This is a genomic window from Fusibacter ferrireducens (assembly GCF_015352425.1).
In the GTDB taxonomy this organism is placed as follows: Bacteria; Bacillota; Clostridia; order Peptostreptococcales; family Acidaminobacteraceae; genus Fusibacter_A; species Fusibacter_A ferrireducens.
This window is the reverse complement of record NZ_JADKNH010000010.1, coordinates 143,495-168,975: the sequence shown is the minus strand read 5'-3', so window position 1 is coordinate 168,975 and position 25,481 is coordinate 143,495. Positions and strand designations below refer to the sequence as shown.

The following is a 25,481-nucleotide window of genomic DNA, read 5'->3' as shown; positions in this document are numbered from 1 at the left end:
GATATGGATCGAAAGCAATTGATGGAGAAGACAAGGCGTTCTTTGACGGCCAGCGGAATCGGCAAGACGAAGGACGAGGCGTTTGGAAAAGCCTTGGAAGCCATGAGGAAACAAGTCTATAAGGATGTTGAGGGCATGATCTTGAAAATGGAGCCATTAGAGGTCTATCTGGATGAGGTTCATGAAGAAAAGGAAATCGAAAAATTTCTCTTTCTATTTATGCCCCGTGAAAAATGGACTTATAAAATGACTTTTACCTTTGTGGTTGAGATAAGTTATATTGCAAGGATGAATTAAAAAATGGGAGGGGTAGCATTGATTAGTATTATTATTAAGTCATTGATTATTGGCGCGCTTGGCGGCGGCGCTATCGCAGCAGGGGCTGCAAGGATGTTCCATACACCTAAATATCAGTCCATGGGTGCATTTAGAACTCTTGGCGAATTAAATGCCTGTGAAGGCGATCCAATTGCACATTATTCATTTGGTCTAGGTTTCCTCTTTAATGCAGCTGCAGCAGTTGTGGCATCAGGTGCGTTGACACAAGATGTACTCCACCGCGTTGTGCCGAACTTTGCGGCAGGAACATTGTTACTTGGCGGCAAAAAGGCGGAAAATACGATGCACGATCCAGGAAAGATGATGGTTACAGGGGCACTTTCAGGGGCCATCGTAGTCACTTTCTTAAATACGCTTGCATCTGCAATTCCTGAGTCTCTATCTGTGATTGCACAAGAGATTCTTTCACCGGCTTCATCTATGATGATGAAGACTGTTATGCCGATCATTTTCTGGATGGCAGCTCTAGATGCGGGTAAGATCACTGGAATCTGGGGTACGGTCTTAGGTGGCTTGGCTCAAATGATCATGGGAAATGCGGTTCCGGGAATCGTTCTTGGAATTTTAATTGGACAAACTGTGGAAGAAAAAGGCTACAATCAGTCGGTTAAAGTGATGATTACAATTGTTGTGATCATGTTCATCACAATTGCATACTTCCGTGGTTTCTTTGCAAAACTTGGACTTTAAGAATAGGGGGATGACAAAAATGGAAAACAAAGAGGGCACAATGACAGGCAAGAGCGCAGCTTTGCTCTTGACGGATAAGATATTTCCACTATTGGTTGCAGTGGCATGTGCTGCGATCTTTGCAGGAACACATATGTATGTCGTTCACGGTGTAGGCGCTTTCAATGAGATCTTTGTGGTTCAAATGTTGGATGAAGGCTTGAATGGCGGCGATTTCGCGGCAGCAGCAGGTTTTGCAACAGGTTTCTTGATCGCCAGAGTATTGGAAGGGCCGTTGGTAGGTCTTTTGGATATTGGCGGTTCACTGATGACAGGTGTTGGCATCGGTATTCCAGCAATGATGCTTGCGGCGGGATTTACAGGTCCGATTAACAATTTCCCACTGGCACTTTTAACAGGTGGTATCATCGGTTTAATCATTGGAATCGTCATTATCTTGGTTAGAAAGCTCATGCCTGAGGGCATCTCAGCTTCTGGTACTGGGGTTATGATGGGCGCCGGAAATGCAACCGGTCGTTTTCTTGGCCCATTGATTATTTTAAGTGCAATCCAATACGGTATTCCATCTGGATTAGGTGCAATTATTGGTGCGGCGATCTTTTATAAACTCGATCGTCATATTGCCGGAGGCGCAATTTTAGGTGCAATGATTTTAGCGGGATTGGTACAAATGTTTGTATAGACTTAAACGCCGCCTAGTCGGCGTTTTCTTTTTAAAACAACAAGATTTGAGCCGAAAGCTGTGCTGAGGGATGTTCAACCTCAAACAGCGTCAGCGAAAATCGGTTTGAGGCATCAAAGGGTACGACACACAAGAAAGTAGAAAGGCAGAATGTTTATGAATATATATGAAAGAATGGGACTTGATCACGTCATCAATTGTTCTGGCAAGATGACAAAGCTTGGTGTATCGACATTGAGTGATGCGGTTCGAAGCGCAATGAATGAAGCGGGTCAATCCTTTGTGGTCATGGATGATCTCATGGCAGCGGCTGGAAAGAAAATTGCCAATTTAATCGGTGCTGAGGCAGCCTGTGTCACATCAAGTGCGGCTTCTGGAATTGCCGTTTCTGTGGCGACGATTATCGCAGGAAAAGATCTCAATCGAATTGAGCATCCACATGACATAATAATTACACGAAATGAAATTATTCTTCAAAAAGGACATGCTGTGAATTTTGGAGCGCCGATTGCCTCCATGATTGAGCTTGGAGGCGGTACGCCAGTAGAAACGGGATACAGCAATAAGACCGAAGTAGCACATGTGGAAGGTGCCATTACGGAGAGAACAGCAGCACTTTTTCATGTGATTTCACATCATGCAGTCCAAAAAGGTATGTTAACATTGGCTCAAATGATTGAAATCGCTGAAAGACATGATTTGCCTTTAATTGTAGATGCGGCAGCTGAAGAAGATCTGTCCAGATATGTTAAAATGGGCTGTGATATGGTGATTTACAGTGGCGCTAAAGCTTTAGAGGGACCTACGTCTGGCTTTATAGCAGGTAAATCGAAATGGGTAGACCCTTGCGTCAAGCAATACGTCGGTGCTGGTCGTGCCATGAAGATCGGCAAGGAAAATATCGTTGGCCTCGTCACAGCAGTTGAGCAATACATGAATAGAAATTCAGATGCAGAAGTGATTAGACAACATGAGAAAGTAAATCAGCTTGTAAATGCGTTTAATGCGCTGGATGGCATAAGATCAGAAGAAATTCAAGATGAAGCAGGGCGTAAAATTTTCAGAGCAATGGTGGATTTTGGTTCGCCAGAACAGGCCAAAGAGGCGGTAATTAAGCTTCAACAGGGGCCTCTAAGGATATACGTCAGAGATCATCAGCAGAATCTTGGAAAATTGAGCTTTGATGTGAGATGTATCAGTGATTCAGATGTACCGTTGATCGTTGAAAAGATGGCACAAATTTTAGCAAAACACAACTGAACTTCTAGGGAAAGGATGCACAAATATGAATACAAATATTAGATTTTATAAAGATAGAGTGGCAATCAATTGTCTGGCAAAGAATGTGGAAAACGGATCGATGGTCTGGGAAGCATCAGAAGGCTATTCTGCAATAGGAGTGCTTTCAAATCAGTTTGAAACGGTTGAAGAAGGCATTTCATATGTTGAAGCCTTTAGAAAAAAAGTGCCCTGTGTTTCAGTGGGACTGGGCGATGGCGATCCATCACAAGGCTTTAAGGCGGCAATGATTGCAGGGAGTACAAATCCTGGTCACGTAAATCAGGTATTCACCTCGGCAGGCTTTGCGGCAGGATATCTTAAGGCAAAAGGTGCTGAAAATACGGCTATCAATGCATTGATCAGCCCAACGGGTCAGGTGGGCATGGTTAAAATCAACACGGGTCTATTGAGTTCAAAAGAACCTGATGCAGTGGTCACAGTGGAAACTGCCATTGCCATGCTTAAAGATATGGGCGCACATTCGGTGAAATTTTTCCCGATGGGCGGTGAGAAATCTTTGGAAGAACTCAAATATGTTGCGAAGGTCTGTGCAGAGCAAGAGATGCCAATGATCGAGCCAACAGGTGGCATCAACTTGGCAAACTTTGAGACCATACTAAAAGTTTGCCTAGATGCAGGGGTCAAGAAAATCATGCCACATGTCTATGGGGCAATTATTGATAAGGAAACAGGTAACACAGATCCAGAGAAGGTGAAACTGCTTCTAGAGAAGGTGAAAAAGCTCGTTTAACTTAAATTCAAAAATCCATTTTCAACAAAGAAACCAATTGAAAAGATGGTCCATAAATTCAAATATATCTTTTGAAGTTTAAAATATTTATCCAATTGATATCAATAGTGCATATAGATGAGCCTATTCAATACTGTAGAGTCATTAGAAATACAATGAGCGTTTTTTGATATTTTAAATGAGAGGGTAAGAGTCTTAAATATTTTGAAATATTTGCATGATCGGGATTGATTTTATCCCAATTAGTGTTACAATAGAACCTGTGATAAAACAGGGATATATTTTAACCCGTTGAATAGGAGGCAACATGCAAAAGAAATATTTAGGGATTAATGGACTTGGCAGAATCGGAAAGCTTGTACTTTGGCACCAAATGATTGAAAATTATTTTGATGGCTTTGTTATCAGCATCGGTAGACAAGTAGGCACATCCATCCATGATTTAATCGATTTTATCGTCAATGATTCAACCTATGGTGCACTGGAGAGATTCATGTACGGCTATTCAGGCAAGACCATTGAAATCGAAATAGTAGATGAAAAAGCCTATGAAATTAGAATCAATCAATATCCAATTAAGTTTTTGACACAGAGTAGAAACCCTAAAGACATCGGTTGGGATAAATATGGTGTAGAAATTGTGGTGGACTGCACAGGTGTTTTTCTAGATCCTGAAGAGGATGCTGAGACACCTAAAGGCAGTATAAGAGGCCATTTGACTGCAGGCGCTAAAAAAGTCGTTGTCAGTGCGCCGTTTAAAATCAAGGGCAAAGAGTTAGTACTTCCAAATGATGCAACGATGCTCGTCTATGGCATCAATCATGACCAATTTGATCCAGAAAAACATGATGTCGTCTCAGCGGCGAGTTGTACAACCACGGCACTTTCGCATATGATGAAACCTTTGATTGACAAAATAGGGATATCAAGAATCCTAACGGCTTCCATGTCAACGATTCACGCGGCCACCAATAATCAAAACTTGCTGGATGCCATGCCAAGTAATGGTGCCAAGGATCTCAGAAAGAATCGATCGGCACTGAACAATATTATTTTGACCTCCACAGGGGCTGCAAAAGCGCTTGAATTTATTTTACCTGAAATTAAAACCATTGGTTTTATGGCAGATTCCGTGAGAATCCCCACCAGTACAGTGTCCTTAGTCACTTTAAATCTTACTTTCAGGACCAAATTAGAAGATTCAGGTGAACCTACAATCAATGAAGCATATATCAACAATATTTACAAGCAAGCAGCCCAGAATGGACAAAAGGGTTATTTAGTGTTCTCAGATAAGCAAAATGTATCGGCAGACCTTCGAGGCTTTAAAGCTTCGGCGATTATAGAAGGCGTTGAAACGGCCACTGAAACAGGCTATTTGCCTCTCCCAAGTCAGTGGATTCACAACATGGGCGCACAGGGTGAATTGCAGTTGCCAGTTACCCATGCCAAGATATTTGGATGGTATGACAATGAGTTCGGAAGTTACGTCAACTCACTCTCCAATATTTTGATTCACATTGATAAAACAAGTACTCAGTCTTCAAAATAGAAACAGAAAATTTACATTGAAATTTAGCCAATAAATCTGTAACCACACAATGCCACTAAAACTGAAATTTGATGTGGAACCATATATAAATGAGGATAGCAAAGTCCAGTTGGTGTACAATCTAATCGAGGAGATGAATTTAAGTTCAATACTAAGCACCTACTCCAAAATGGGTATAAAGCCATCGGTTGAACCAGTTAACCTATTAAAAATCATACTCTTCTGTTACAGTGAGGGCATTATGACAAGCCGAAAAATAGAAGCATTTTGTAAGTATGACACAAGAGCCTTCTTTACGCTGGAAGGCTCAAAAGTACCAGATTACACGACCATCAATCGTTTCAGAAAAATATGGAGGAGTTCTCGTCCAATTTATTGACACAATTCGTAGAAATACTCCTAAGAGAAGGCCATGTGGATTTAAATCGGAAAATACTTAGAGAATATCGTTGCAGATGCAGGCTATGAGAGTGTAGAAAACTATGCCTATCTCTGTAAAAATGCAAAAAAACGCATCAGAGGAAAAGATTCTATAAAAAATAGAGGTGTTGCTCGTCTAATTCTTAGATTTGCAACACCCCTATTTTTTTTATAAATAAAGTAAATGGTATAGATTGATAAGCCCTCGATTTGAAACTGAAAATTTATAAATTCTCTAATATGATAGCAGTTCCCATACCGCCGCCTGCACATAATGAGGCTAAACCATAACGATTATTTCTTTTTTTCATTTCGTATAGTAGAGTAATAACAATTCTACTGCCTGTTGCACCAACAGGATGCCCGAGGGAGATCCCACCACCATTTACATTGAGCTTGTCACGATCTATGCCAAGTGTTTTTTCACAAGCAATACATTGTGATGCAAAAGCCTCATTTATTTCAAATAGATCAATATCTTCAATTGATAAGTTGGCCTTTTTCAGTGCAAGTTGTGAAGCGCTGATGGGGCCAATTCCCATATATTCAGGCTCTACACCAGTTGTAGCAACAGATACAATTCTTGCCAATATGGGAAGACCAAGTGATTTTGCTAGAGCTTCATCCATCAAGATAATCCCTGAAGCGGCATCATTCATGCCAGAAGCGTTGCCAGCAGTTACAGTGCCTTCTTCCTTAAAAGTTGCTTTTAGTTTCTTTAAACTTTCGAGTGAAGCCTCTCTTTTTGGATATTCATCTTGAGTGACGAGGATATCGCCTTTACGCGATTTGACCGTCACAGGAATAATTTCGGCGTCAAATTTATTTTGATCTATTGCAGCTATAGCGCGCTGTTGACTTAAGAGTGCATATTCATCTTGCTCTGCTCTAGAGACACCATATTTTTCAGCAACGTTCTCAGCGGTTATCCCCATAGAAGGACCAACACCAAGATTGGTGAGTGAATCCCACATGCTATCTCTCATTTCACTGTGACCAAATTTCTTGCCGAAGCGATTATCAAAGACCATATGTGGTGCCGTACTCATACTGTCAGCACCACCAGCCATAATACATTTTGCTTCACCAGATTTAATTTGATAATAGCCCATTTGAATAGAGGACATTGAGGAGGTGCAGTTTCGATGGATTGTAATCCCCGGTACTGTGACTGGTAAGCCCGCCTTAACAGCCGCTACTCTTGCGAGATTATTTTCTTTGTAAGTCCTTTGATAATTGCATCCCCAAATGACATCATCAATGAGTGTTGCATCTAAATTTGCCTTTTCAACTAATGCTTGCATTATTGGAATCGACAAATCAAGCGCAGTGCAATTTTTAAATTGTCCACCAAGTTTTCCAATGGGTGTTCTGCAGGCAGAAACAATTACGACATTATTCATATTTTGTACCTCCCACATTATAATAGAAGGTCTGCACAATGGACAGACCTTCTGCTATAAGTTAGTTTTTTAAATGACTTCATCTTCAACTTTGTAATCTTTATTATATTTTCTAACGTCAATTAAACTCACGAAAAAGATATTGATCAGTAGAAAGCATAAGAATACAACATAAGCACCTCGTAAGCTACCCGTAATTTTAATAGCTTGTGCATTGATAACATAATTTGAAAATAATATTGCGCTCATAATTGGAAAGACAACAGAATTTGCTTTTGCAAAGCCATGTCTTCCAAAAACGGATGCAGGTAAAGAGATAATAAAGTTAGCAGCGCCACCAATTGAGATACCAACCATAAGAACTGAGACATAAACCAATGTAATGTTCTCTGTAATGTTGAGACCAAGTGCTGCAGAATACCACAATAAGAAAATGATAATTGCTTTTTTGACGCCAAACTTTTGATCTAACCATCCGTACATATAGCTACCACCGACACCAATTACAGCACAAACTGTCATTAAGCCGATTGCTTTACTTTGCGTAAATCCAAGACCGATATTTCGGATGACCATTTGACTCATAACACCTGTTGTAACTAGCTGATTTATCCCAATAACGAGAGCAACCATCCACGTTTCTTTTGTCTTTAATAATTTTGGAACTGTCCAGATCGTTTTTTCATCAACGTTTTCTGTGAAATATTCAGTTTCGTAAACTTCTTTTGAGACGTTATCAGGATATTGTCCTCTCTCAGCAGGTGTATCTCGAATCATTAATAAACCAATTACGCCGAGAATCATAGCAACAACTGCTGTGATCGTTGTACCATTTTCTAAGCCGAATTTACCGATTAAAAGCGCAATAAGTGGCACATAAAAAGCAGAACCCATGTTATGGCCCATAGTGGTTAAACCATTTACTAGTCCTTTTTTCTTGGGAAACCATTGTGCCACAAGTGAACCACCGGCAATATAACTTGCACCATTAATAAAACTTACAACTAGAACGAGACCAACAGCATATTGGAATAATGTCTGTGCTCTACCATAGAATATATAGGATAAGCCAGAGCCAATCAAGCAGATACCAGAAGTGATTCTAGGGCCCAAGCTAACGTTGATACGGCCTAAGATATAGTAGCCAAATAAGCCGGCAAAACCAGCGTAAGTTGCCATGCCCAGAACGCTTGAGTATTCAAGATTATGAGCAGCAGCAAAAGCCGGCGCAACAATATTCAATCCATCGATCGAAAATCCAATGAGAAAAAAGAACATTGCCATGCAGTATAAAATAATCCCCCAACCCGCTTTTCCAAATTTTAAATTTGTATTTTCACTTTGCAATTTCACTTTTTCAACTCTAACCTGTGCTATATTTTCATTTTCAAATCCCATAATAAGTACCTCTCCCTATAATCATATATCGCTATATACTATAAAAAATGAATAAACCAAAATTGAATTTCCATAACAGATTAACCTTGTCAAATTTATGACATAAAAAATCAAAATTAGTACACTAGTATTTATCTTTTTAATAGTATTAGTAGACTTATATTTTATTACTTCAGGTCTTAAATTAAAAGTGTCAATTTTTTAAAAAAGGAAATAGAAACAACTCAATTTTAACTATTTGTCCTTAGATGGAGTTGTTTTGCGCTTTTCTTCAACAATTTTATCAATATAGGCATTCCAAATAGGTTCTTCAGCAGCCATACGTTCTCTAAATCCAGGTCCAATTTCTGTTTGATCCATACGATCGATAATAGCCCATGCAATATGAGGCTCAGAGGGTGGACAACCGTGTACAGCAACACCACGATTACGATATTTTGCAGTACAGTTACCGCATAAGATCAATTTTTCTGGTGGTATATCTTCAGGAATTTCTTTCTTAGCGCCTAATACGATAACAGCATCTTGATTTTTATCATATTCACCAAGTGCCTTTAATTTTTCCATAGTAAAAGCAACCAGCGATTGACAAGAAGAACATGAATTTTCATGCATGATGTTGTATTCTGGCCAAGTGTCAAATTTTTCAAGGTATGGTAACCACATTTTTTTATAAACTTCATCTATTGTTTTGCCTTTTATGATGATATTATTTTCATCACTTGTGCCAAGACCACGCTCTCTTGCGGCTTCAAAGTAATCAACCATGGATATATCTAAACCTACCATACGGCATGCTGTGGCATCTAATGCAACAGGGTCTTTGCTGGCAACAACACATCCAAAATCCAAAGGTACTGCTGAATGAGGTCCAAAACCTTCAGCGGGATAAATGAGGTCTGCAATGGTTAAGTCTGCTTTTACAACTGCCCAAATATCCATCATTGCCATTGCTAAGTTCGTTCTATGCATTTCATAATGCACTTTGTCTTGTACAACGCCTTTAATATTTTTAAGTGCACAACTGAAAACCATACTTGCATGGGATTTAAATACAGGTAAGTTTATGATGTGTTCAGCTTCCAATAAAAGTCTTGGGAGCATCACATGTTTAATCTCTGATCTTGCATCTCTGATTTGTACTTTGATTAAATCTGGATCAGATTTGATGTCATATAATTCCACGCCTTCTTCTCTTGCAACTTGTGCATGTCCCGCAGATTCAAAACATTCCATCGTATTACACCCAATTGCAGCTGCCTCTCCAACTACAATGCGTTTTGCACCTGCTGCTTTAACAGCACGAATAACAGCTCGTAAGAAATTGTGATTCGTATTGATGCTTGTACCGGGTGCCCCTAAATGGCCCGCATTGGGTTTTAAGATTACAGTTGAATTTTTTCGGATCAGTGTGTTAGCGCCACCTAGCTCGTTGAGTACTTGATCCACCATAACTTGAATATCTGGATCTTTGGCAATAGCGACTATTGATTTAGTCATGTTATAATCTCCTTTCAAAATGTGTTTTGGAACATGCCATACTATATTGCAATTATCGTGCCGAAATAGAGGTTTGGATATATGTGTTGAAATTAGAACTTTTCTTTGAGGGAGAAAGATTTTTTTGATATCAAAATGATGCATTGACGAAACAATGTTGCGCATACGCAACAAAAATGAAATGATTTCGGTACATGGAACTTGATGAACAAAGCAATATAGTGATATCTAAACGAATAAATTTTGGCATGTATTTTGCGAAATGATATGAGTATACTAAAAGGAGGCAATATAAAATATGTTTGAAACAAGAAGAGCAAATGCAAAAGATAAAGTCATTGTCACTGCGGCTGTATGCGGTGCAGTACCAACAAAGGCTGATAATCCAAATTTACCAACGCAACCCAGAGAACTTGCAGATTCAATCATCGAATGTTACAAAGCAGGGGCGGCTGTAGCGCATATACATGTGAGAGATGATCAGGATAACCCAACCATGAACATAGATAAATTCACAGAGACGGTTAATTTAGTTCGTGAGGCAATGTGCCCTATAATATTGAATCTAACCACATCTGGCGCACCCAATGTTACCGATGAAGAGAGGATGATGCCTTTTGTAAATCTTAGACCAGAATTAGCTTCTTTTGATGCGGGTACAATGAATTGGTTGCATTCAAGTGTCTTTGTAAACGAGCCGCAATTTTTAGAAAAATTAGGCTTGAAGATGCAAGCAGTAGGGGTTAAACCAGAAATTGAGGTTTTTGATATGGGTATGTTAAATACGGCACTATACTATCTCAAAAAAGGCATTTTAAAAGCGCCGTTGCACTTTCAAATTTGTTTGGGTGCACCAGGAGGCCTTGAGGCTAATGTAGAGAGTCTCTTATATGTTGTCAATCACTTGCCTGAAAATTGCACATGGGGTACATTTGGTATTGGGAAAGGGGCTATGGAAATCACACTTGCGGCACTGTCATTAGGTGGTAATATCAGAACAGGGTTTGAAGATAATGTCTACTTTAATAAAGGCGAACTTGCTAAATCCAATGCTCAATTCGTAACGCGTATTGCTGATTTGGCAAAGCTTGCAAATAAACAATTGGCAACACCTGATGAAGCTCGAGAGATATTAGGTCTAAAATAGAGGCAGTCCATATATCTAGATGAAGTAATGAAAGAATGGTGATTATGAAAGCATTTCAATATTCAATGCCCACAAAGATCATATTTGGCAAAGAAAAGCATAAAACAATTGGAAACTATTTGAAGCCCTTTGCAAAGCATGTACTGATACATTATGGAAGCACACGCATCGTGTTAAATGGGTTGTTAGACGAGGTAACCAAATCGTTAGAAAGTGAAGGCATTAGATTTAGTTGCTTAGGTGGAGTTCAATCCAATCCTTCAGTTGAATTGTGCAACACTGGGATTCAAAAGTGCCGAGAGGAGAATATCGATACAATACTTGCCATTGGTGGCGGTAGTGTTATTGATTCTGCAAAGATCATTAGCATCGGCAAAAATATCGAAGGAGATCTATGGGAAAATTTGAACAGACCAGAGTTTATATCCAAGGATGCTCTTAATATTGCAACAATTGTGACATTGCCTGCAGCAGGCAGCGAAGCAAATGGCACAGCTGTAATCTCCAATTATACTCTAAAGAAAAAAGTGGCTATTTCAAATGAATTGCTCATACCAAAACTCTCTATATTAAATCCTGAACTCACCTATTCACTGCCTCGCTATCAAACCGCAATTGCCATTGTCGATATTTTTTCGCATTGTTTTGAACGATATTTTGACTTAACTCGAGATTGTAAACTGTGGGATGCGCTTTGTGAAGCAACTATGATCAATTTGGTAAACATAGGTAATCAGTTTATTGAAAATCCCGAGGATAAAAGTTTTAGAGATGAAATGATGTGGTCTGCCACAGTAGCACATAGCAATATGCTTGGTCCAGGTGGTGATTTTGCCTGTCATCAGCTAGCGCATGCCTTAACTGTGGCTTACAATATTCCACATGGAGGTGCATTAGCGCTAGTAATGCCAGCTTGGTGTCAGCATGTAAGTCATAAGCACGAATTGCGTTTTAAATGTTTCTTTGAGCGCGTTTTTAATACAGATGACATTCAAAGTGGCATCCGAAAAATGCAGATTTTCTTTGAGCAATTGGGTGCACCTATACAATTTAAAAACTACTTTAATGGCAACGTTGATATCGATAAACTAATAGATCTTGTGTATTCTAATGATACTAAATACGTGGGGAATGGGTTGGAGCCCATTTATCCAGAAGATTCAGCAACTATATTCACAGCTATAACTAAGGTTGAAACCCCTTAAAAGAAATAAATAATAAAGGACAGTATTGTAAAATCAATACTGCCCTTTATTAAAACAACAAGATTTGAGCCGAAAGCTGTGCTGAGGGATGTTCAACCTCAAACAGCGTTAGCGAAAATCGGTTTGAGGCATCGAAAGATGGTTCAAATGTTGTTGTATGCAAGATTTGAGCCGAAAGCTGTGCTGAGGGATGTTCAACCTCAAACAGCGTCAGCGAAAATCGGTTTGAGGCATCGAAAGATGGTTCAAATGTTGTTGTATGTAAGCTTTGAGCCGAAAGCTGTGCTGAGGGATGTTCAACCTCAAACAGCGTCAGCGAAAATCGGTTTGAGGCACCAAAGGGTGGCTCAAATGTTGTTGCAATCTGAGGGTTGGCTTAATGTTTAGCGACTTTTAGAATATTCAATGCCATATTGCTTAATTTTTCGACTGATTGTTGAAGCATTAATGTTCAAAAGTTCGCCGGCTTCTCTAAGGTTGCTTGTTATGCTTAATACCTTTTCAATCTGCTGTTTTTCAAATTGTTCTACAGATTTGGTCAAATCAAAGGCCTTTGATGAGACTTCGCTCTTAGAAAGTCCGAGAATGCTTTTGAGCATATCATTGTCAACCTCGGCGTTGCCTGAGCAACAGATCACCAAGTATTCAATAATATTTTCAAGTTCGCGAACATTACCTGGCCAGTTATACATTTTCATAATGTTCAGGTTGCTTTTGCTGAGTTTTAGTGACCGATTGTGCTTTTGACTGAATATATTGATGAAATGTTCGCATAAGAGTTCCAAATCCTCAATGTGTGCACGCAGAGGCTCTAAATAGATTGGAATAACATTTAGGCGATAATATAAATCACTTCTAAACGTTCCCTCGGCGATCTTCTCTTTTAAATTGTTATTTGTAGAAGCAATAATACGAATGTCTAAAGTAATGGGTTTGGTACCGCCTACCCTTGTGATCTCTCTATTTTGAATGACTCTTAGAAGTTTAGCTTGTAAGTCAAGAGGCATATCGCCAATCTCATCCAACAATATAATGCCGTGATTTGCAAGCTCGAAGAGCCCTGTTTTACCATTAGTATTTGCCCCTGAAAATGCGCCCTTTTCATAGCCGAACAATTCAGACTCCAATAAATTTGAGGGAATGGATGCGCAATTAACTTTGACGAAAGGTTTGTCAAAGCGGTCGCTGTTAAAATAGATTTCATCCGCAACAACTTCTTTACCGACGCCTGATTCACCTGTGATGAGAACAGTGGCATCTGTGTTAGCGATTAATCTAATGATTTTCCATATGTTTTCAACAGTTTGACTAGAACCAACCATGCGCTTAGCCAGACGATCCATATCTTGGTTTGAATTTGTGATGATCTTTATAGTGTCGATTTCTTGAATCGATTTTGCCTCTTCTAAAAATCGTGCATAATCATCTTGGAGTGCTTTTAGCGACAAGATCGGTCTGCTGTTGACAATAATCTGTTTGAGCTGATTTTGATCATCAAAAACTGGAACGCCAATTGCATAAGCCACGCGAGGTGGATTATATTTGACAACGGTTGAAAGTCTTAGAACTTTCTTTTTAGATTCAATGACATCAAGTGTAGCACCGCCAGTAAAAAGATTGCCTTCGTCGAGAATGTCCTTAATATATCGATGGAGTACTTCAACTGCCGATATACCAGTATTTTTTTCATAAGAAGGATTAATATACAAAATTTTACCTTTGCTATCAGTTATAAGAATACTATCGTCAAGATTATCTACAACTTCTTTAAAATCGATACCTTTGTCGAGAAAAACTTGTAGGTCATTCAGAATCTCTTCAAGCAAGTGCTTTGCTTTGGGATCATCAATTGAGGGCAGATTTCCGGTTATTTTATTACAGACGCTGTTGATTGCCAATACTTGGTCCATAGAGTACCCTTTCTAAATCAAAAAAATGTTTTTATCTGTTTTTAAGTATATCAAAATTTGATTGTATTATCAAACAACAAGTGCATCTACGCAACATTATTTCCGTAATGCAACAAAATGGACAGATGAGTTAAAATAGAAAATCGGAAAGGAAACAAGAGAATCTGCATTTTGAGCGAGTATAGTCATTTTAGTCAAGGAGGTTCATTTTGGCATGCTAATTGCTTTGTAATAAGGTTGAACAATAAAAATTTATTAAAAATTCTATAGTTATGAAAAAGGAGAACAATTATGGGAAAAACAGTTTTAGTTGATTTATCACATCCATTTGGTCAAGGAGGACCATTGTGGCCTTCTGCAGATAGTGATTTTACAATTGAGAGAGTCAATTATATGCCAAGACATTATAGACTTCTTCAAACTTTTAATAATTTTCATATGCACAATAGCACACATGCGGATTCACCTTCTCATGTTATTCCAGAGTCGGCTTATACACATGAATTACCTCTTGAAAACTATTATGGCGATGCTGTTATTGTGAGCATTCCTAAGAAAAAATGGGAACTCATAACAGTGGAAGATTTAGAAAATGCCACACCAGAAATTAGAGAAGGAGATATTGTTATCATCAACACAGGGACACATAAGCGTTGGGGAGAAAATGACGACTATTTCATGTACAGCCCTGGATTGAGCATTGAGGCAGGTCGTTGGTTAGTGGATAAAAAAGTTAAGGGCATGGGTATTGACTGTCAAGCAATCGATCATCCTTGTTACACTTATATGATTGATCACGGTCCGGGTCCATTTGTGCCAAGATTAATTAAAGAATACACAGAAATGTTTGGTCATCCGCCTATTCAAGATTTCCCAGAATGGGAACCTGTACATGATGTACTGTTGAGAAACAATGTCATGGGATTTGAAAATGTTGGTGGTGATATTGAAATGGTCACAGGAAGAAGATGTGTTATTTCGGCATTCCCACTCAGATGGTGGAAAGGTGATGGATCAATCGTAAGAATGGTTGCATTTATTGATGAAGATGATCTAGTGCCTGGAGTTGAAAAGAGAGAATACAAATGGGGCGTATACTAAAAAGATAAAGAGGACTTTAAGATGAGTAAAAAGTTAAAAAATATTGCAATTCTTGGTGCAGGAACGATGGGAGTAGGGATTGGACTATTATTTGCCATGAAAGATTACCCTGTAAAGTTAATATACTCTTGTGAACAAGATAAGACATCTAATCCACTTGGCAGAATGCATGAGTCCTTGAAAATATTATCAAATAATGGCGTAGTGGACCGATCTAAAATGGATGCAATAATGGCCAATGTATCAACTACTGACAATTTAGAAGAAGGGGCAACCTTTGCAGATATTATTTTTGAATGCATTATTGAAGATTTAAGTATTAAACAGGATTTTTTCAAGAAGCTTGATGAAATGTGCACAGAAGACACGGTTTTAGCTTCTAACACTTCAGCAATAAGCATCACTGAGATTGCGGAAACCTCTGAAAATAAATCGAGAATTATTGGTACACATTTCTGGAATCCTCCTTTTTTGATTCCACTTGTGGAGGTCATAAAGACGGAGTTTGTTTCAGAGGATACTGTGAATCGTGTTCATGAGCTTTTAGAAGAAGCGGGGAAAAAACCTGTGATAGTCAATAAGGATGTGCCTGGATTTTTAGCAAATCGGATGCAACATGCTTTATTCAGAGAAGCGCTTTATATTATTGAACAAGGTATTGCAGAACCAAGTGCTGTAGATGATGCCATAAAATATGGGTTTGGCATGAGACTTGGTATTATGGCACCTGTGGGTGTCATGGACATGGGAGGGCTAGATTTAACTTATGCCATCCATGAGTATCTATTTAAAGACCTATGCAATGACACGAAACCTGCAGCAATACTATCCCAAAAGTTGAGTGAAGGTAAACTTGGCTTCAAATCAGGTGAAGGCCTAATGACATGGACTCAAGAAAAGATTGCCCAAGAGAGAAAACACTTGACAGAAGATCTTATAAAAGTGGCACGTGCATTGGATAGACTGTAGTCAACTTTGGATTCGTTTTCGAGCTTATTGCAAATAGCTCGAAAATGAATTTCACTGATAAAAACATAAGCCATATTAGACAAAGAGATAGATTTAGGAAAGAAGGCGTCTATTTATGAGTAAATTTGATGAGCATGGAACGAGGATGGTTGCACTCTACGAAAGTAGAGAAGAGTTAGAAGCACTGTTCAATGATGCGTTTATGAAAAAATACACGCACTATAACTCTTTTGAAGAATATACATTTTCAACGGCAGTTTTCATCAAATGGGATGTTGATTTTGTAGTGGGTGACCGGTTTGCATTTGATAAATCTGTTCAGGGTAAAACAAAATTTAAAACATGGGATGAAATGTACCAAACTGCATTAAGAGAAAATGGTAATTAGAGTTGGGAGCAGATATGAAAGTATTATATTTTGATTGTACGTCAGGGATTAGTGGTGATATGTCTCTAGGAGCGCTTATTGATTTAGGCGTGGATTCACAATATTTACAAAATGAACTTTTGAAATTAAATATTACGGGTTATGAGTTGATTGTTAAAAAAATAGAAAAAAATAATATCATGATGACCGACGTAGATGTGATTATAGATGAAGCGCTGATATTAGCTGACCCAAATACAGATGATTATTGCAGTGTGGAGAAAAATAGAAATTTGATACACATCAATAGGATTATAGATTCAAGTACCATTAACGATCGTGCAAAAAAAATGAGTAAACATATTTTTTTAGAAATCGCTTTAGCAGAAGCGAAGGCACATGGAAAAGAGTTGGAGAATGTCTATTTTCACGAAATTGGTGCAATAGATTCAATCATAGATATTGTGGGTGTTTCGATTTGCATTGCTGCCCTTTCTCCAGATAAAATACTTGCTTCTGAGTTGCATGATGGAAGTGGTTTTATAAAGTGTCGGAATGGCATGGTTTTGCCAGTGCCAGTACCAGCCGTTAAGAATATGCTTGAAAATGCAAATATTCCTTTGGTTCAAGAAGAGGTCCATACTGAGATGATTACGCCTACAGGGATGGGCATTATCAAATGTTTAGCAGAAAAATATCAAGAAATGCCTCAAATGGTCATTCACAAAATCGGTTATGGCAGAGGAAAACGAAATACTGGGAAACGTGGAGCTGTAAAAGTTGTTATGGGTGATCTCATATAATAATATTGTTTCCAGTAATATATTTCTTAGAACGATGAAAGTAGGCAGATTATGGGTGATCAGTTTATAGAAGATATTTTAAATAAGTTGCAAAATGGAGAGATAACTCGGGAAAAAGCACTCTTAAAACTAAAAAAGCAACCCTTTGAAGACATTGGTTTTGCAAAGATTGATCATCATCGAAAATTGAGGCAAGGTTATCCTGAGGTCATATATGGTGCAGGAAAAACAGTAGAGCAAATTATTGAAATTATCAGTGTGATGATCAATAATCAAGAAAAGGTAATCCTTATAACAAGAATAGGTCAAGAGGTTGCAGATCAAATTAGAGAAAAGTATCAAATTCAATATGATCCAATGAGCAGAATCGGTATTATTGGTGCATTTCAATCAAATCGTGGGCATGGTAGTATTGTTGTTGTATCAGGGGGAACAAGTGATATGCCCGTTGCTGAGGAAGCTGCCATAACCGCAGAAGCTTTTGGAAATCACGTCATAAGATTGTATGATGTGGGTGTAGCCGGATTACATCGTTTGTTAGCTCATCTTGATGAAATTATGAGTGCAAAAGTAATCATTGCAGTGGCAGGTATGGAAGGTGCAATTGCAAGTGTCGTTGGTGGACTTGTGGACTGTCCTGTAATTGCAGTCCCTACGAGTGTCGGTTATGGTGCATCATTTAATGGTCTGGCAGCATTGCTATCCATGTTAAATTCTTGTGCAAGCGGTGTGTGTGTCGTTAATATTGATAATGGTTTTGGTGCAGGATATACTGCAAGTATGATAAATCAGCGATAGCTATAGGGCTAAAAGATGCATATAAATTTAATGCTAAAAAACTAAACTTTCGTTTTTATGCACTAAAATAGTAATTTATGTACGAGAATAATAATTTTAGCAATCCTATTATTCTTCACTTCTATTTCTGCTTAGGCATGTGCCCTATTGGCTTCACAAGCACCCTGCATACATCCTTATCAATGGGATTCAATTGAATATTGGAGACTTCAATTTTAGAAACCAGATTAATTTTTACCCATGAGTACGCTTCCAGTGTGAAGCAGATAGTTCTTGTCATGTAAAAATATTTGATATATATTACAAGTAGTACATTACCTAATATGCGTAATATACTGCTAATTCAATATATGTCATTTTTTTTTTAAAGGAGATATACCATGGACTCACCGATGTTGATCAAACATATTTTTGCGACGGTGATGCTTGTAAGTCGAAAGTGGGAAGTGATCTTGAACCGATCCTATTCGAAAGAGGCATTAACTTTAAAACAATTTATGTTGCTGATTGTGTTGGGCAATGCTTTTCAACATGAGCCAACCATTAAAGAAATTTCCGGTACGCTGGGAACATCGCATCAAAATGTCAAGGCGCTCTTAGTTCAGCTTGAGAGAAAGGGTTTTGTAACGATGTATTGTGATCCTAATGATAGACGTGTTATTCGAGTTAAATCCTCACCGGACAAGCAAGCTTATTGGGAGGAGAGAGATCAAAAGGATAAGCAGATTTTGGATGCTCTCTTCAGAGGGATTCCAAAGGCAGATTTAGAAGCCACTTGTAGGACATTAGCAAAACTAGATGAAATTGCAGCGGATAAAATTGCGTTTTAAATTCAGTATGGATTAGGAGTAGATTTTACTCGAAATCCCATATAATATAATTAAAGCGAAATTTAATGTGGAAACCTATATAAAAAAATATGGAGCAAATCTCTAATTATGAAATTATGATGTTTAATCTCAACCCAAGAAGCATCAATAGATTAAGAAAAAAGGGGTGTTGCTCATCTAATTCTTAGATTTGCAACACCCACTTGTCAATGTATCTTGATGCTGTACTTGTCCTACAGTATATCTATAGATAACAGCCTACACTGTATTTGCAATACATCTCAGCGCATCAAGAGTACGTCTGTAAAACATCTTTATAATCTCTTTAAAACGGACTGAGCACTGTTCTATTTATGAAAAACGTCTATGCCATTCCTCATTAAGTTCTGCTTGGAATTTAGGATGAGCAATAGCGATAAGTGCAGTAGCCCGATCTCGTAACGTCTTGCCTCTCAAATCGGCGATACCATATTCTGTGATGACATAATGTACATCGTTTCTAGAGGTCGTCACAGCAGAACCGTGGTCTATGAAAGGCACAATTCTAGAAATTGTGCCCTTGCTAGCCGTTGAAGGCATTGCAATGATGGATTTGCCATCTTTGGTCATACTTGCACCACGCACGTAGTCCACTTGACCTCCAACACCACTAAATTGAGTTAAACCAATGCTATCGGAGACCACTTGTCCCATTAAGTCCACTTGGATACATGAATTGATAGAGACCATCTTGGCATTTTTCATGATCACACAGGGATCATTTACATAATCCACAGGATACATTTCAACCATGGGGTTGTTATGAACAAAATCATAAAGGCGTTTAGTACCCATCAAGAATGTGGCCACCATTTTACCTTTGTGTAACGTCTTTTGGCTGTTGTTGACAACACCTGCTTCGACTAATTCAACAACGCCATCTGAGAACATTTCCGTGTGAATGCCAAGGTCTTTTTTATCTTTCAAAAAGAGTAAGACGGCATCTGGAATGGAACCGATCCCCAATTGAAGGGTGGAGCCATCTTCTATAAGTGAAGCACAATGCTCGCCTATGGCTCTTTCCACATCGCCAATTCGCGGTGGCGGCAACTCGATAATTGGATAAGAAGCTTCCACAATGTAATCGAGTTCAGAAATGTGTATAAGAGAATCCCCAGCAGTACGAGGCATTTGACCGTTGATTTCTGCAATGACAGTTTTAGCAGCCAGAGCAGCGGGTTTTGTATAATCAACCGACAGACCAAAGCTGCAATAGCCGTGAGCATCTGGAGGACTTAATTGGATTAACGCCACATCAGGCTTTAAATTGCCTTCAGTCAATAGTTTTGGGATTTGATAAAAAAAACATGGCGTATAATCTGCACGATTTTCTTTTATGGGACCACGTGTACTTCCGGAGACGAAGAGCGCGTTATGTCTGAAATGTTTGGCCATTTCTGGGTTGGTATAATCCGTTTTTCCAAGTGCGACCATGTGGACGATTTCAACGTTTTCATACTGTTCCTTATTTTTGACCATTGCATCAATTAATGTTTTAGGTTCACTTGCTGCGTGACCAATAATGACGCGATCACCAGAATGTATCCTTTTAACGGCTTCTTCGGCGGAGGTTCTTTTTTGATTATAGAGTTGATGAACGTTCATGGTTATCTCCTGTTTTTTTTGACTTTTATAGTGGGCAATGTGATTCATGACTTTTTCATAATCTGAGTCATGAGTCACCTGAATAACACCCAGCTTTGCTGAAAAACGAGAAAAATGGGTGCATGCGTTCCTACACCCATTGATAACGAGGAGTGCATCATAGTCTGATGTCTCGGTGGCTTTTTCGAAAACAATACAATGAGATAAAGTGTCTTTAATACGTTCTGCAAACGCAGTGCGGTTATAGCGTGGGTTACATCCGCCGCAATACTGTATGCCAATCTTCAATGGAGATCACTCGATGTTGTCTTGCTCAATAGTTTTTTGGCAAAATCAATCAATTCCTCACTGGTTTCGCTAACGGAAATAACGCGTTCTATTTCAGGAAAACGTTTTGTTAATGTCGCTTCAACCACTTCTAGGAGTGTCAATTTTGCCGAAGGACAATTACTACAAGCGCCTAATAATTTGACTTCTACTGTATTGTTTTCTACTTTTAAGAGTTCAATATCTCCAGAATGGAGCATGAGCTGAGGCCTAACCTCTTCTATTAAGACCTTCTTGATTTGATCAAACATGATTATACACCTCTAATTCATTTACTTGTCGATACCTGCTATTTTTCGAGCAAGTTCTTTTTTGTGTTGCATATTACTTTGTCTTGCAATCATAATGCGTTGTGCCTGTGGAGAACCTGCACCGTGTAAAGATTCGGTACGGTAGCCTACTGCTGCTGTTCCAAGTGTTAAGTTTTCAATTAAACGTAAAATGCGCATACGTTGTTCAGTTGGCACTTTGTTGACGCCTTTGAAGTATTTTTCACAGATTGGCCCGATTTCTGGATGTTTGAAATCTTTTGCAGAAGGCATTGTAACCATTAAACCACCGGCAATATCTTCTGCCAAACGTGCGATTTCATATGGATAACGAGTGACATTTTGTTTACATATATTTGCTAATAAAAGATCGATTTGGTAGTTACCGGCTTCAGTTGGATAACCTTCACTAGAGCATGCAATACCACAGCAATAAAGTGTTTCATTTAAATGTGTCATTTCGATCAATTTATCTTTGATGTGTGAAGCTTTATCTGCACCATTGTATTCCGCAGCAACTGCAGCTGCACCGATAAGCACATCGCCTACACCTACTTTGCAACCACCATAACTTTGACGATGGTATCCAGCAAAGCGTTCTACTAACATGCCAGCAAACTCAGTTTCACCATTTAAGAAGATTCTATCATTTGGAATGAAGACGTCATTGAAAACGACAAGTGCTTCTTGACCACCGAATTGCTTGTTGCCAAGATCTATATCAGCACCTTCTTCAAGGCGTCTTGTATCACAAGATTGTCTGCCGTAGATCATAAAAATGCCTTCAGCATCAGATGGGATCGCGAAAGAAACCGCATAAGCTTTATCATCTTCACGCATTGCAATGGTTGGCATGATCAAATGTTCATGAGAATTTACAGCACCAGTTTGATGGGCTTTAGCACCACGAACAACGATACCATCTTCTCTTTGCTCTACAACATGTAAGAATAAATCTGGATCAGGTTGTTGACTTGGAGATAGCGAGCGATCTCCCTTTGGATCTGTCATAGCACCATCTATGGTTAAATCGTTTTCTTGTACGAAATTCATGTACTTAATAAAATTTTCATGGTATTTAGTGCCGTGTTTTTTGTCGATTTCAAAAGTTGTGCTGAACACTGCATTGAAGGCATCCATGCCCACGCAACGTTGGAAACATGAAGATGTCTTTTGACCAAGCAGTCTTTGCATTTTGACTTTTTTCCTCAAATCATCAGTACTTCTATGAAGATGTGTAAATCGGTTAACTTTTTGCCCTGTTAAGTGTGAAGTAGCTGTCATTAAATCTTCATGTTCTGCTACATGCGCAAGTTCGTAAGTCATAGCTACTGAGTTGATAGATGGGCGAATCATAGGATGATCCACTGGATTTTCAACCAGTTCGCCAAACATGTACACCTTGATATTCATTTTTCGAAGACTCTCAATGTATTGTTCTCCATTCATTAATGCCATGTGTATTTCTCCTTTCAATTCGTAAAAATTTAGGTGATTTAATGTTTCTGTTGTCCATTACTTACGCAATATGCATGCCAATAAAATATGCTGTGGTGACAATCCCGTGTACAAGCGATGCCGTGTGATGTCTGAGCATATTCGAGGCCACAAATGGAGTTAATAGAAAAGGGCACTGTTTCATAAATGAAACAAGTTGATCGTTGCTTTTTAGATTGCTATGTCTGATGGGTGAAGGCCTGAAAAGATCTGTTTCATAAATGAAACATGTTTCGTTTGTGAAACAGATTATATAATACACCTATGGTCTTTAAAAACCCCGTCGAGAGGTGAATCCTAGAGCCTTAGAGGGTTATAGGGCTTAATTTTATCCCTGACAAGTCCGTTTGAGGAGGAATAGAAAAACTGCTATAGAAGTTAAAGAATTGGATGCTGTCACAGCCTTAATGTGAGTGACGTAGACGTTATTAAGAGACAACAGCTCTTATATATATAGGAAGAAAGTTTTGACTTATGGCATAAATTTTGCGGTATGATTAAGTTGAAGAAGATAAATGTGAAATTTATATCAATAATTGTGGCAAGTTGAGTTGAATGACTTGCGTGACTTAAGCTAATGAATTATCATGAAAATGAGAGATAAAGTGCATGGGGAAAGTTTATCTTAACATTAGTTTTAAGTTGTAATTTTGAGTTGTGATTTAGCGCTTTATGTATTTGAGTAGGAGGGTATAATGGTATCATTAGAAGTAAATGAGATTTTGGAATCTATCTTTTGTGAAGGGTCAGTACTTTCTTTTTTCAACACATTGGATAAAGGATTGATGATTATCGATAAAAATGAAAATATCATTTTCGCTAACAATAGGGCGCAAAAACAGTTGAACAGTACTTTGAGCAAAATACAAGAAGCAGAACTATCCAATATCTTATCCTTTGGAAGTATTGTAGAAGTAATGGAAAATGGACGTTGTTTTTGCAACATAAAGGCATCACTTTGTGGGGAAATTCATTTTGTGAACATCAGTCCGATTGACATCAATTTAGAGATTGTCGGTGCAGCGGTTGTATTTGAAAATACCCAGAATGATGAAACTTTTGTGAATACCTTGAAACTTTGCAATTGCATAAGTCGGGAATTAGAATCGGTTTTTAATTCATCTTATGATGAAATTATAGTTACGGATGCTCAGGGTAACATTCTAAAAGTCAATGAAGCTTATAAAAAACTTTATAATGGTGAAATGGAAGATTTTATAGGCAAAAATGTATTTCAATTAGAAAAAAAAGGTATTTTTAATCCATCGGTTACCTTAAAAGTAATTAGAGAGCAGAAGAGAGTCTCTATTACACAAAAAACGAATTCGGGACGGGTATTAATTGTAACGGGTTATCCATTGTATGATGAAAAGGGGACGTTTGTATCTGTCATCAGTACTGCTAAAGATATTACAGAAGTACATATACTTAAGGAACAATTATCTGAGGCCAAAAAAACAGCACAAGATTTCTACTATCAATTAGATATTTTAAGACAAAAGGAAACCCAAAAGGAGAGTATGATCTCCAAAAGTCCTGAAATGAAAAAAGTGATGATAACAGCAAACAGGGTTGCCCGAGTGGACTCAAATGTTTTGATTACAGGAGAGTCAGGCGTAGGCAAGAGTATGCTGGCAAATGAGATTCACAAGCAAAGTGATCGTTCGGAGAATGCGTTTGTGAGCATCAATTGTGGCGCAATTCCAGCGGCCTTATTGGAGTCTGAATTATTTGGATATGAAAGTGGCGCTTTTACAGGCGCAAGAAAAGAAGGCAAGCAAGGGCAGTTGAGCATTGCTAACAATGGCACCTTGTTTTTAGATGAAATCAGTGAGTTGCCGCTTCAGATGCAAGTGAAAATTTTAAAGGCGATTCAAGAAAAAAAATTCACTAGAGTGGGGGGCACTGAAACGCTTACATCCAATTTTAGGCTCATTACAGCAACCAACAAAGATCTTAAGAGTATGGTGAAGGCAGGGACATTTAGAGAAGACTTATTTTACCGCTTGAATGTTATTCCTATTGAGATTCCACCATTGAGAGAGCGAAAGCAAGATATCATTATGCTAACAAATCTCTTTTGGGAAAGATTGAATGCTAAATATGGTACGAATAGAAAAATTGATTTAGATGTTTATGAAGTTTTAGCGGACTACGATTGGCCAGGAAACGTAAGAGATTTGGAAAATTGCATTGAAAGAATAATGGTGACGGTTGACAAAGACATTATCAGAGTGTGTGATCTGCCGGTTCAATTGCTCGTAAAGCCCAAGAAAAAAGTGGAGATCAAAGAAGTCCTGCCGCTGAAAAAAGCCATGGAAGAAACCGAAAAAAGCATGATTTTGAAGGCTTATGAAAAGTTTAAAAACACTTATAAAACGGCTGAAGCACTTGGAGTGAGCCAATCTACGGTGGTTCGAAAGCTTAGGAAATATGGCTGCTGTGATGTGACATAGCATGCTTTTAGGAGTCTACTTAATAAATAATTTTGAAAGAAAAATGGATACAGGAGTCATAAATGAATTAAGGAGTCATTTATGACTCCTCTAAAAGTATTGGAAACACTCAATAATTTTTTTATAATTCAGATATCACTCT

24 protein-coding genes are annotated in these 25,481 nt (G+C 38.4%); 17 read left to right on the top strand and 7 right to left on the bottom strand.

Annotation, left to right across the window (positions count from 1 at the left end; genetic code table 11):
* Positions 1 to 3: 3 nt before the first annotated feature.
* The 7 genes from ISU02_RS16595 to ISU02_RS24490 all read left to right on the top strand — a co-directional run bounded on the left by ISU02_RS16595 (position 4) and on the right by ISU02_RS24490 (position 5,674).
* Complete coding sequence (locus ISU02_RS16595) at positions 4 to 297, top strand: DUF4312 family protein (RefSeq protein ID WP_194702969.1); 294 nt, start codon at positions 4 to 6, stop codon at positions 295 to 297.
* Positions 298 to 315: 18 nt separating this feature from the next.
* Positions 316 to 1,029, top strand: a complete 714-nt coding sequence (locus tag ISU02_RS16590) for a DUF4311 domain-containing protein (RefSeq protein WP_194702968.1) — start codon at positions 316 to 318, stop codon at positions 1,027 to 1,029.
* Positions 1,030 to 1,048: 19 nt separating this feature from the next.
* On the top strand, positions 1,049 to 1,711 hold the full coding sequence (locus ISU02_RS16585; protein WP_228727857.1) for a DUF4310 family protein: 663 nt from the start codon (positions 1,049 to 1,051) through the stop codon (positions 1,709 to 1,711).
* 156 nt (positions 1,712 to 1,867) lie between these two features.
* On the top strand, positions 1,868 to 2,971 hold the full coding sequence (locus ISU02_RS16580) for a DgaE family pyridoxal phosphate-dependent ammonia lyase (RefSeq protein WP_194702967.1): 1,104 nt from the start codon (positions 1,868 to 1,870) through the stop codon (positions 2,969 to 2,971).
* Between the two features lie 25 nt (positions 2,972 to 2,996).
* Positions 2,997 to 3,743, top strand: coding sequence for a 2-dehydro-3-deoxy-phosphogluconate aldolase (dagF, locus tag ISU02_RS16575; RefSeq protein ID WP_194702966.1), 747 nt, complete (start codon positions 2,997 to 2,999; stop codon positions 3,741 to 3,743).
* Between the two features lie 307 nt (positions 3,744 to 4,050).
* Complete coding sequence (locus ISU02_RS16570) at positions 4,051 to 5,295, top strand: type I glyceraldehyde-3-phosphate dehydrogenase (protein WP_194702965.1); 1,245 nt, start codon at positions 4,051 to 4,053, stop codon at positions 5,293 to 5,295.
* Between the two features lie 49 nt (positions 5,296 to 5,344).
* Positions 5,345 to 5,674, top strand: coding sequence for a transposase (locus ISU02_RS24490; RefSeq protein ID WP_407646448.1), 330 nt, complete (start codon positions 5,345 to 5,347; stop codon positions 5,672 to 5,674).
* 265 nt (positions 5,675 to 5,939) lie between these two features.
* On the opposite strand, the gene ISU02_RS16560 is transcribed toward ISU02_RS24490, so the two are convergent.
* The 3 genes from ISU02_RS16560 to ISU02_RS16550 all read right to left on the bottom strand — a co-directional run bounded on the left by ISU02_RS16560 (position 5,940) and on the right by ISU02_RS16550 (position 10,016).
* Positions 5,940 to 7,118, bottom strand: coding sequence for a thiolase family protein (locus ISU02_RS16560; RefSeq protein ID WP_194702963.1), 1,179 nt, complete (start codon positions 7,116 to 7,118; stop codon positions 5,940 to 5,942).
* A 69-nt stretch (positions 7,119 to 7,187) separates the two neighbouring features.
* On the bottom strand, positions 7,188 to 8,516 hold the full coding sequence (locus ISU02_RS16555; protein WP_194702962.1) for an MFS transporter: 1,329 nt from the start codon (positions 8,514 to 8,516) through the stop codon (positions 7,188 to 7,190).
* A 234-nt stretch (positions 8,517 to 8,750) separates the two neighbouring features.
* On the bottom strand, positions 8,751 to 10,016 hold the full coding sequence (locus ISU02_RS16550) for a DUF362 domain-containing protein (RefSeq protein WP_194702961.1): 1,266 nt from the start codon (positions 10,014 to 10,016) through the stop codon (positions 8,751 to 8,753).
* Between the two features lie 298 nt (positions 10,017 to 10,314).
* On the opposite strand from ISU02_RS16550, the gene ISU02_RS16545 reads away from it, so the two are divergent.
* The 3 genes from ISU02_RS16545 (at position 10,315) to ISU02_RS16535 (ending at position 12,755) form a co-directional block, all read left to right on the top strand.
* On the top strand, positions 10,315 to 11,163 hold the full coding sequence (locus tag ISU02_RS16545; RefSeq protein ID WP_194702960.1) for a beta-keto acid cleavage family enzyme: 849 nt from the start codon (positions 10,315 to 10,317) through the stop codon (positions 11,161 to 11,163).
* Between the two features lie 44 nt (positions 11,164 to 11,207).
* On the top strand, positions 11,208 to 12,368 hold the full coding sequence (locus ISU02_RS16540; protein WP_194702959.1) for an iron-containing alcohol dehydrogenase: 1,161 nt from the start codon (positions 11,208 to 11,210) through the stop codon (positions 12,366 to 12,368).
* A gap of 138 nt (positions 12,369 to 12,506) precedes the next feature.
* Positions 12,507 to 12,755 (top strand): hypothetical protein, encoded by a 249-nt coding sequence (locus ISU02_RS16535; protein WP_194702958.1) that lies wholly within the window; start codon positions 12,507 to 12,509, stop codon positions 12,753 to 12,755.
* Here ISU02_RS16535 and ISU02_RS16530 read toward each other — a convergent pair.
* A complete protein-coding gene (locus tag ISU02_RS16530; protein WP_194702957.1) occupies positions 12,752 to 14,278 on the bottom strand; it encodes a sigma-54 interaction domain-containing protein in 1,527 nt (508 codons plus the stop codon). The genes ISU02_RS16535 and ISU02_RS16530 overlap by 4 nt on opposite strands.
* A 291-nt stretch (positions 14,279 to 14,569) precedes the next feature.
* On the opposite strand from ISU02_RS16530, the gene ISU02_RS16525 reads away from it, so the two are divergent.
* From ISU02_RS16525 to ISU02_RS16495, 6 genes are all read left to right on the top strand, one after another.
* A complete protein-coding gene (locus ISU02_RS16525) occupies positions 14,570 to 15,379 on the top strand; it encodes a cyclase family protein (protein WP_194702956.1) in 810 nt (269 codons plus the stop codon).
* A gap of 21 nt (positions 15,380 to 15,400) precedes the next feature.
* Positions 15,401 to 16,348: a 3-hydroxyacyl-CoA dehydrogenase family protein gene (locus tag ISU02_RS16520; RefSeq protein ID WP_194702955.1), complete on the top strand. Its 948-nt coding sequence runs from the start codon at positions 15,401 to 15,403 to the stop codon at positions 16,346 to 16,348.
* Positions 16,349 to 16,463: 115 nt separating this feature from the next.
* Entirely contained in the window at positions 16,464 to 16,736 is a 273-nt protein-coding gene (locus ISU02_RS16515; protein WP_194702954.1) for a hypothetical protein, read from the top strand.
* 14 nt (positions 16,737 to 16,750) lie between these two features.
* Complete coding sequence (gene larC / locus ISU02_RS16510; protein ID WP_194702953.1) at positions 16,751 to 17,518, top strand: nickel pincer cofactor biosynthesis protein LarC; 768 nt, start codon at positions 16,751 to 16,753, stop codon at positions 17,516 to 17,518.
* Between the two features lie 51 nt (positions 17,519 to 17,569).
* Entirely contained in the window at positions 17,570 to 18,316 is a 747-nt protein-coding gene (larB, locus tag ISU02_RS16505; RefSeq protein WP_194702952.1) for a nickel pincer cofactor biosynthesis protein LarB, read from the top strand.
* 380 nt (positions 18,317 to 18,696) lie between these two features.
* A complete protein-coding gene (locus ISU02_RS16495; protein WP_194702950.1) occupies positions 18,697 to 19,146 on the top strand; it encodes a MarR family winged helix-turn-helix transcriptional regulator in 450 nt (149 codons plus the stop codon).
* 351 nt (positions 19,147 to 19,497) lie between these two features.
* On the opposite strand, the gene ISU02_RS16490 is transcribed toward ISU02_RS16495, so the two are convergent.
* The 3 genes from ISU02_RS16490 to ISU02_RS16480 form a co-directional block, all read right to left on the bottom strand.
* Positions 19,498 to 20,790, bottom strand: coding sequence for an acetyl-CoA hydrolase/transferase family protein (locus ISU02_RS16490; RefSeq protein ID WP_194702949.1), 1,293 nt, complete (start codon positions 20,788 to 20,790; stop codon positions 19,498 to 19,500).
* A 284-nt stretch (positions 20,791 to 21,074) separates the two neighbouring features.
* Positions 21,075 to 21,368: a NifU family protein gene (locus ISU02_RS16485; RefSeq protein WP_194702948.1), complete on the bottom strand. Its 294-nt coding sequence runs from the start codon at positions 21,366 to 21,368 to the stop codon at positions 21,075 to 21,077.
* 21 nt (positions 21,369 to 21,389) lie between these two features.
* Positions 21,390 to 22,844, bottom strand: a complete 1,455-nt coding sequence (locus tag ISU02_RS16480; RefSeq protein WP_194702947.1) for a 4-hydroxyphenylacetate 3-hydroxylase family protein — start codon at positions 22,842 to 22,844, stop codon at positions 21,390 to 21,392.
* Positions 22,845 to 23,578: 734 nt separating this feature from the next.
* Between ISU02_RS16480 and ISU02_RS16475 the strand changes: the two genes are divergently transcribed.
* A complete protein-coding gene (locus tag ISU02_RS16475; protein WP_194702946.1) occupies positions 23,579 to 25,339 on the top strand; it encodes a sigma-54 interaction domain-containing protein in 1,761 nt (586 codons plus the stop codon).
* Positions 25,340 to 25,481 lie beyond the last annotated feature (142 nt).

Bases quoted from the DNA above. Each gene is read 5' to 3' on its own strand.
- ISU02_RS16595 (WP_194702969.1), top strand. From the start codon at position 4: ATGGATCGAAAGCAATTGATGGAGAAGACAAGGCGTTCTTTGACGGCC.
- ISU02_RS16585 (WP_228727857.1), top strand. From the start codon at position 1,049: ATGGAAAACAAAGAGGGCACAATGACAGGCAAGAGCGCAGCTTTGCTC.
- ISU02_RS16580 (WP_194702967.1), top strand. From the start codon at position 1,868: ATGAATATATATGAAAGAATGGGACTTGATCACGTCATCAATTGTTCT.
- dagF (WP_194702966.1), top strand. From the start codon at position 2,997: ATGAATACAAATATTAGATTTTATAAAGATAGAGTGGCAATCAATTGT.
- ISU02_RS16570 (WP_194702965.1), top strand. From the start codon at position 4,051: ATGCAAAAGAAATATTTAGGGATTAATGGACTTGGCAGAATCGGAAAG.
- ISU02_RS24490 (WP_407646448.1), top strand. From the start codon at position 5,345: ATGCCACTAAAACTGAAATTTGATGTGGAACCATATATAAATGAGGAT.
- ISU02_RS16560 (WP_194702963.1), bottom strand. From the start codon at position 7,118: ATGAATAATGTCGTAATTGTTTCTGCCTGCAGAACACCCATTGGAAAA.
- ISU02_RS16555 (WP_194702962.1), bottom strand. From the start codon at position 8,516: ATGGGATTTGAAAATGAAAATATAGCACAGGTTAGAGTTGAAAAAGTG.
- ISU02_RS16550 (WP_194702961.1), bottom strand. From the start codon at position 10,016: ATGACTAAATCAATAGTCGCTATTGCCAAAGATCCAGATATTCAAGTT.
- ISU02_RS16545 (WP_194702960.1), top strand. From the start codon at position 10,315: ATGTTTGAAACAAGAAGAGCAAATGCAAAAGATAAAGTCATTGTCACT.
- ISU02_RS16540 (WP_194702959.1), top strand. From the start codon at position 11,208: ATGAAAGCATTTCAATATTCAATGCCCACAAAGATCATATTTGGCAAA.
- ISU02_RS16535 (WP_194702958.1), top strand. From the start codon at position 12,507: ATGGTTCAAATGTTGTTGTATGCAAGATTTGAGCCGAAAGCTGTGCTG.
- ISU02_RS16530 (WP_194702957.1), bottom strand. From the start codon at position 14,278: ATGGACCAAGTATTGGCAATCAACAGCGTCTGTAATAAAATAACCGGA.
- ISU02_RS16525 (WP_194702956.1), top strand. From the start codon at position 14,570: ATGGGAAAAACAGTTTTAGTTGATTTATCACATCCATTTGGTCAAGGA.
- ISU02_RS16520 (WP_194702955.1), top strand. From the start codon at position 15,401: ATGAGTAAAAAGTTAAAAAATATTGCAATTCTTGGTGCAGGAACGATG.
- ISU02_RS16515 (WP_194702954.1), top strand. From the start codon at position 16,464: ATGAGTAAATTTGATGAGCATGGAACGAGGATGGTTGCACTCTACGAA.
- larC (WP_194702953.1), top strand. From the start codon at position 16,751: ATGAAAGTATTATATTTTGATTGTACGTCAGGGATTAGTGGTGATATG.
- larB (WP_194702952.1), top strand. From the start codon at position 17,570: ATGGGTGATCAGTTTATAGAAGATATTTTAAATAAGTTGCAAAATGGA.
- ISU02_RS16495 (WP_194702950.1), top strand. From the start codon at position 18,697: ATGGACTCACCGATGTTGATCAAACATATTTTTGCGACGGTGATGCTT.
- ISU02_RS16490 (WP_194702949.1), bottom strand. From the start codon at position 20,790: ATGAACGTTCATCAACTCTATAATCAAAAAAGAACCTCCGCCGAAGAA.
- ISU02_RS16485 (WP_194702948.1), bottom strand. From the start codon at position 21,368: ATGTTTGATCAAATCAAGAAGGTCTTAATAGAAGAGGTTAGGCCTCAG.
- ISU02_RS16480 (WP_194702947.1), bottom strand. From the start codon at position 22,844: ATGGCATTAATGAATGGAGAACAATACATTGAGAGTCTTCGAAAAATG.
- ISU02_RS16475 (WP_194702946.1), top strand. From the start codon at position 23,579: ATGGTATCATTAGAAGTAAATGAGATTTTGGAATCTATCTTTTGTGAA.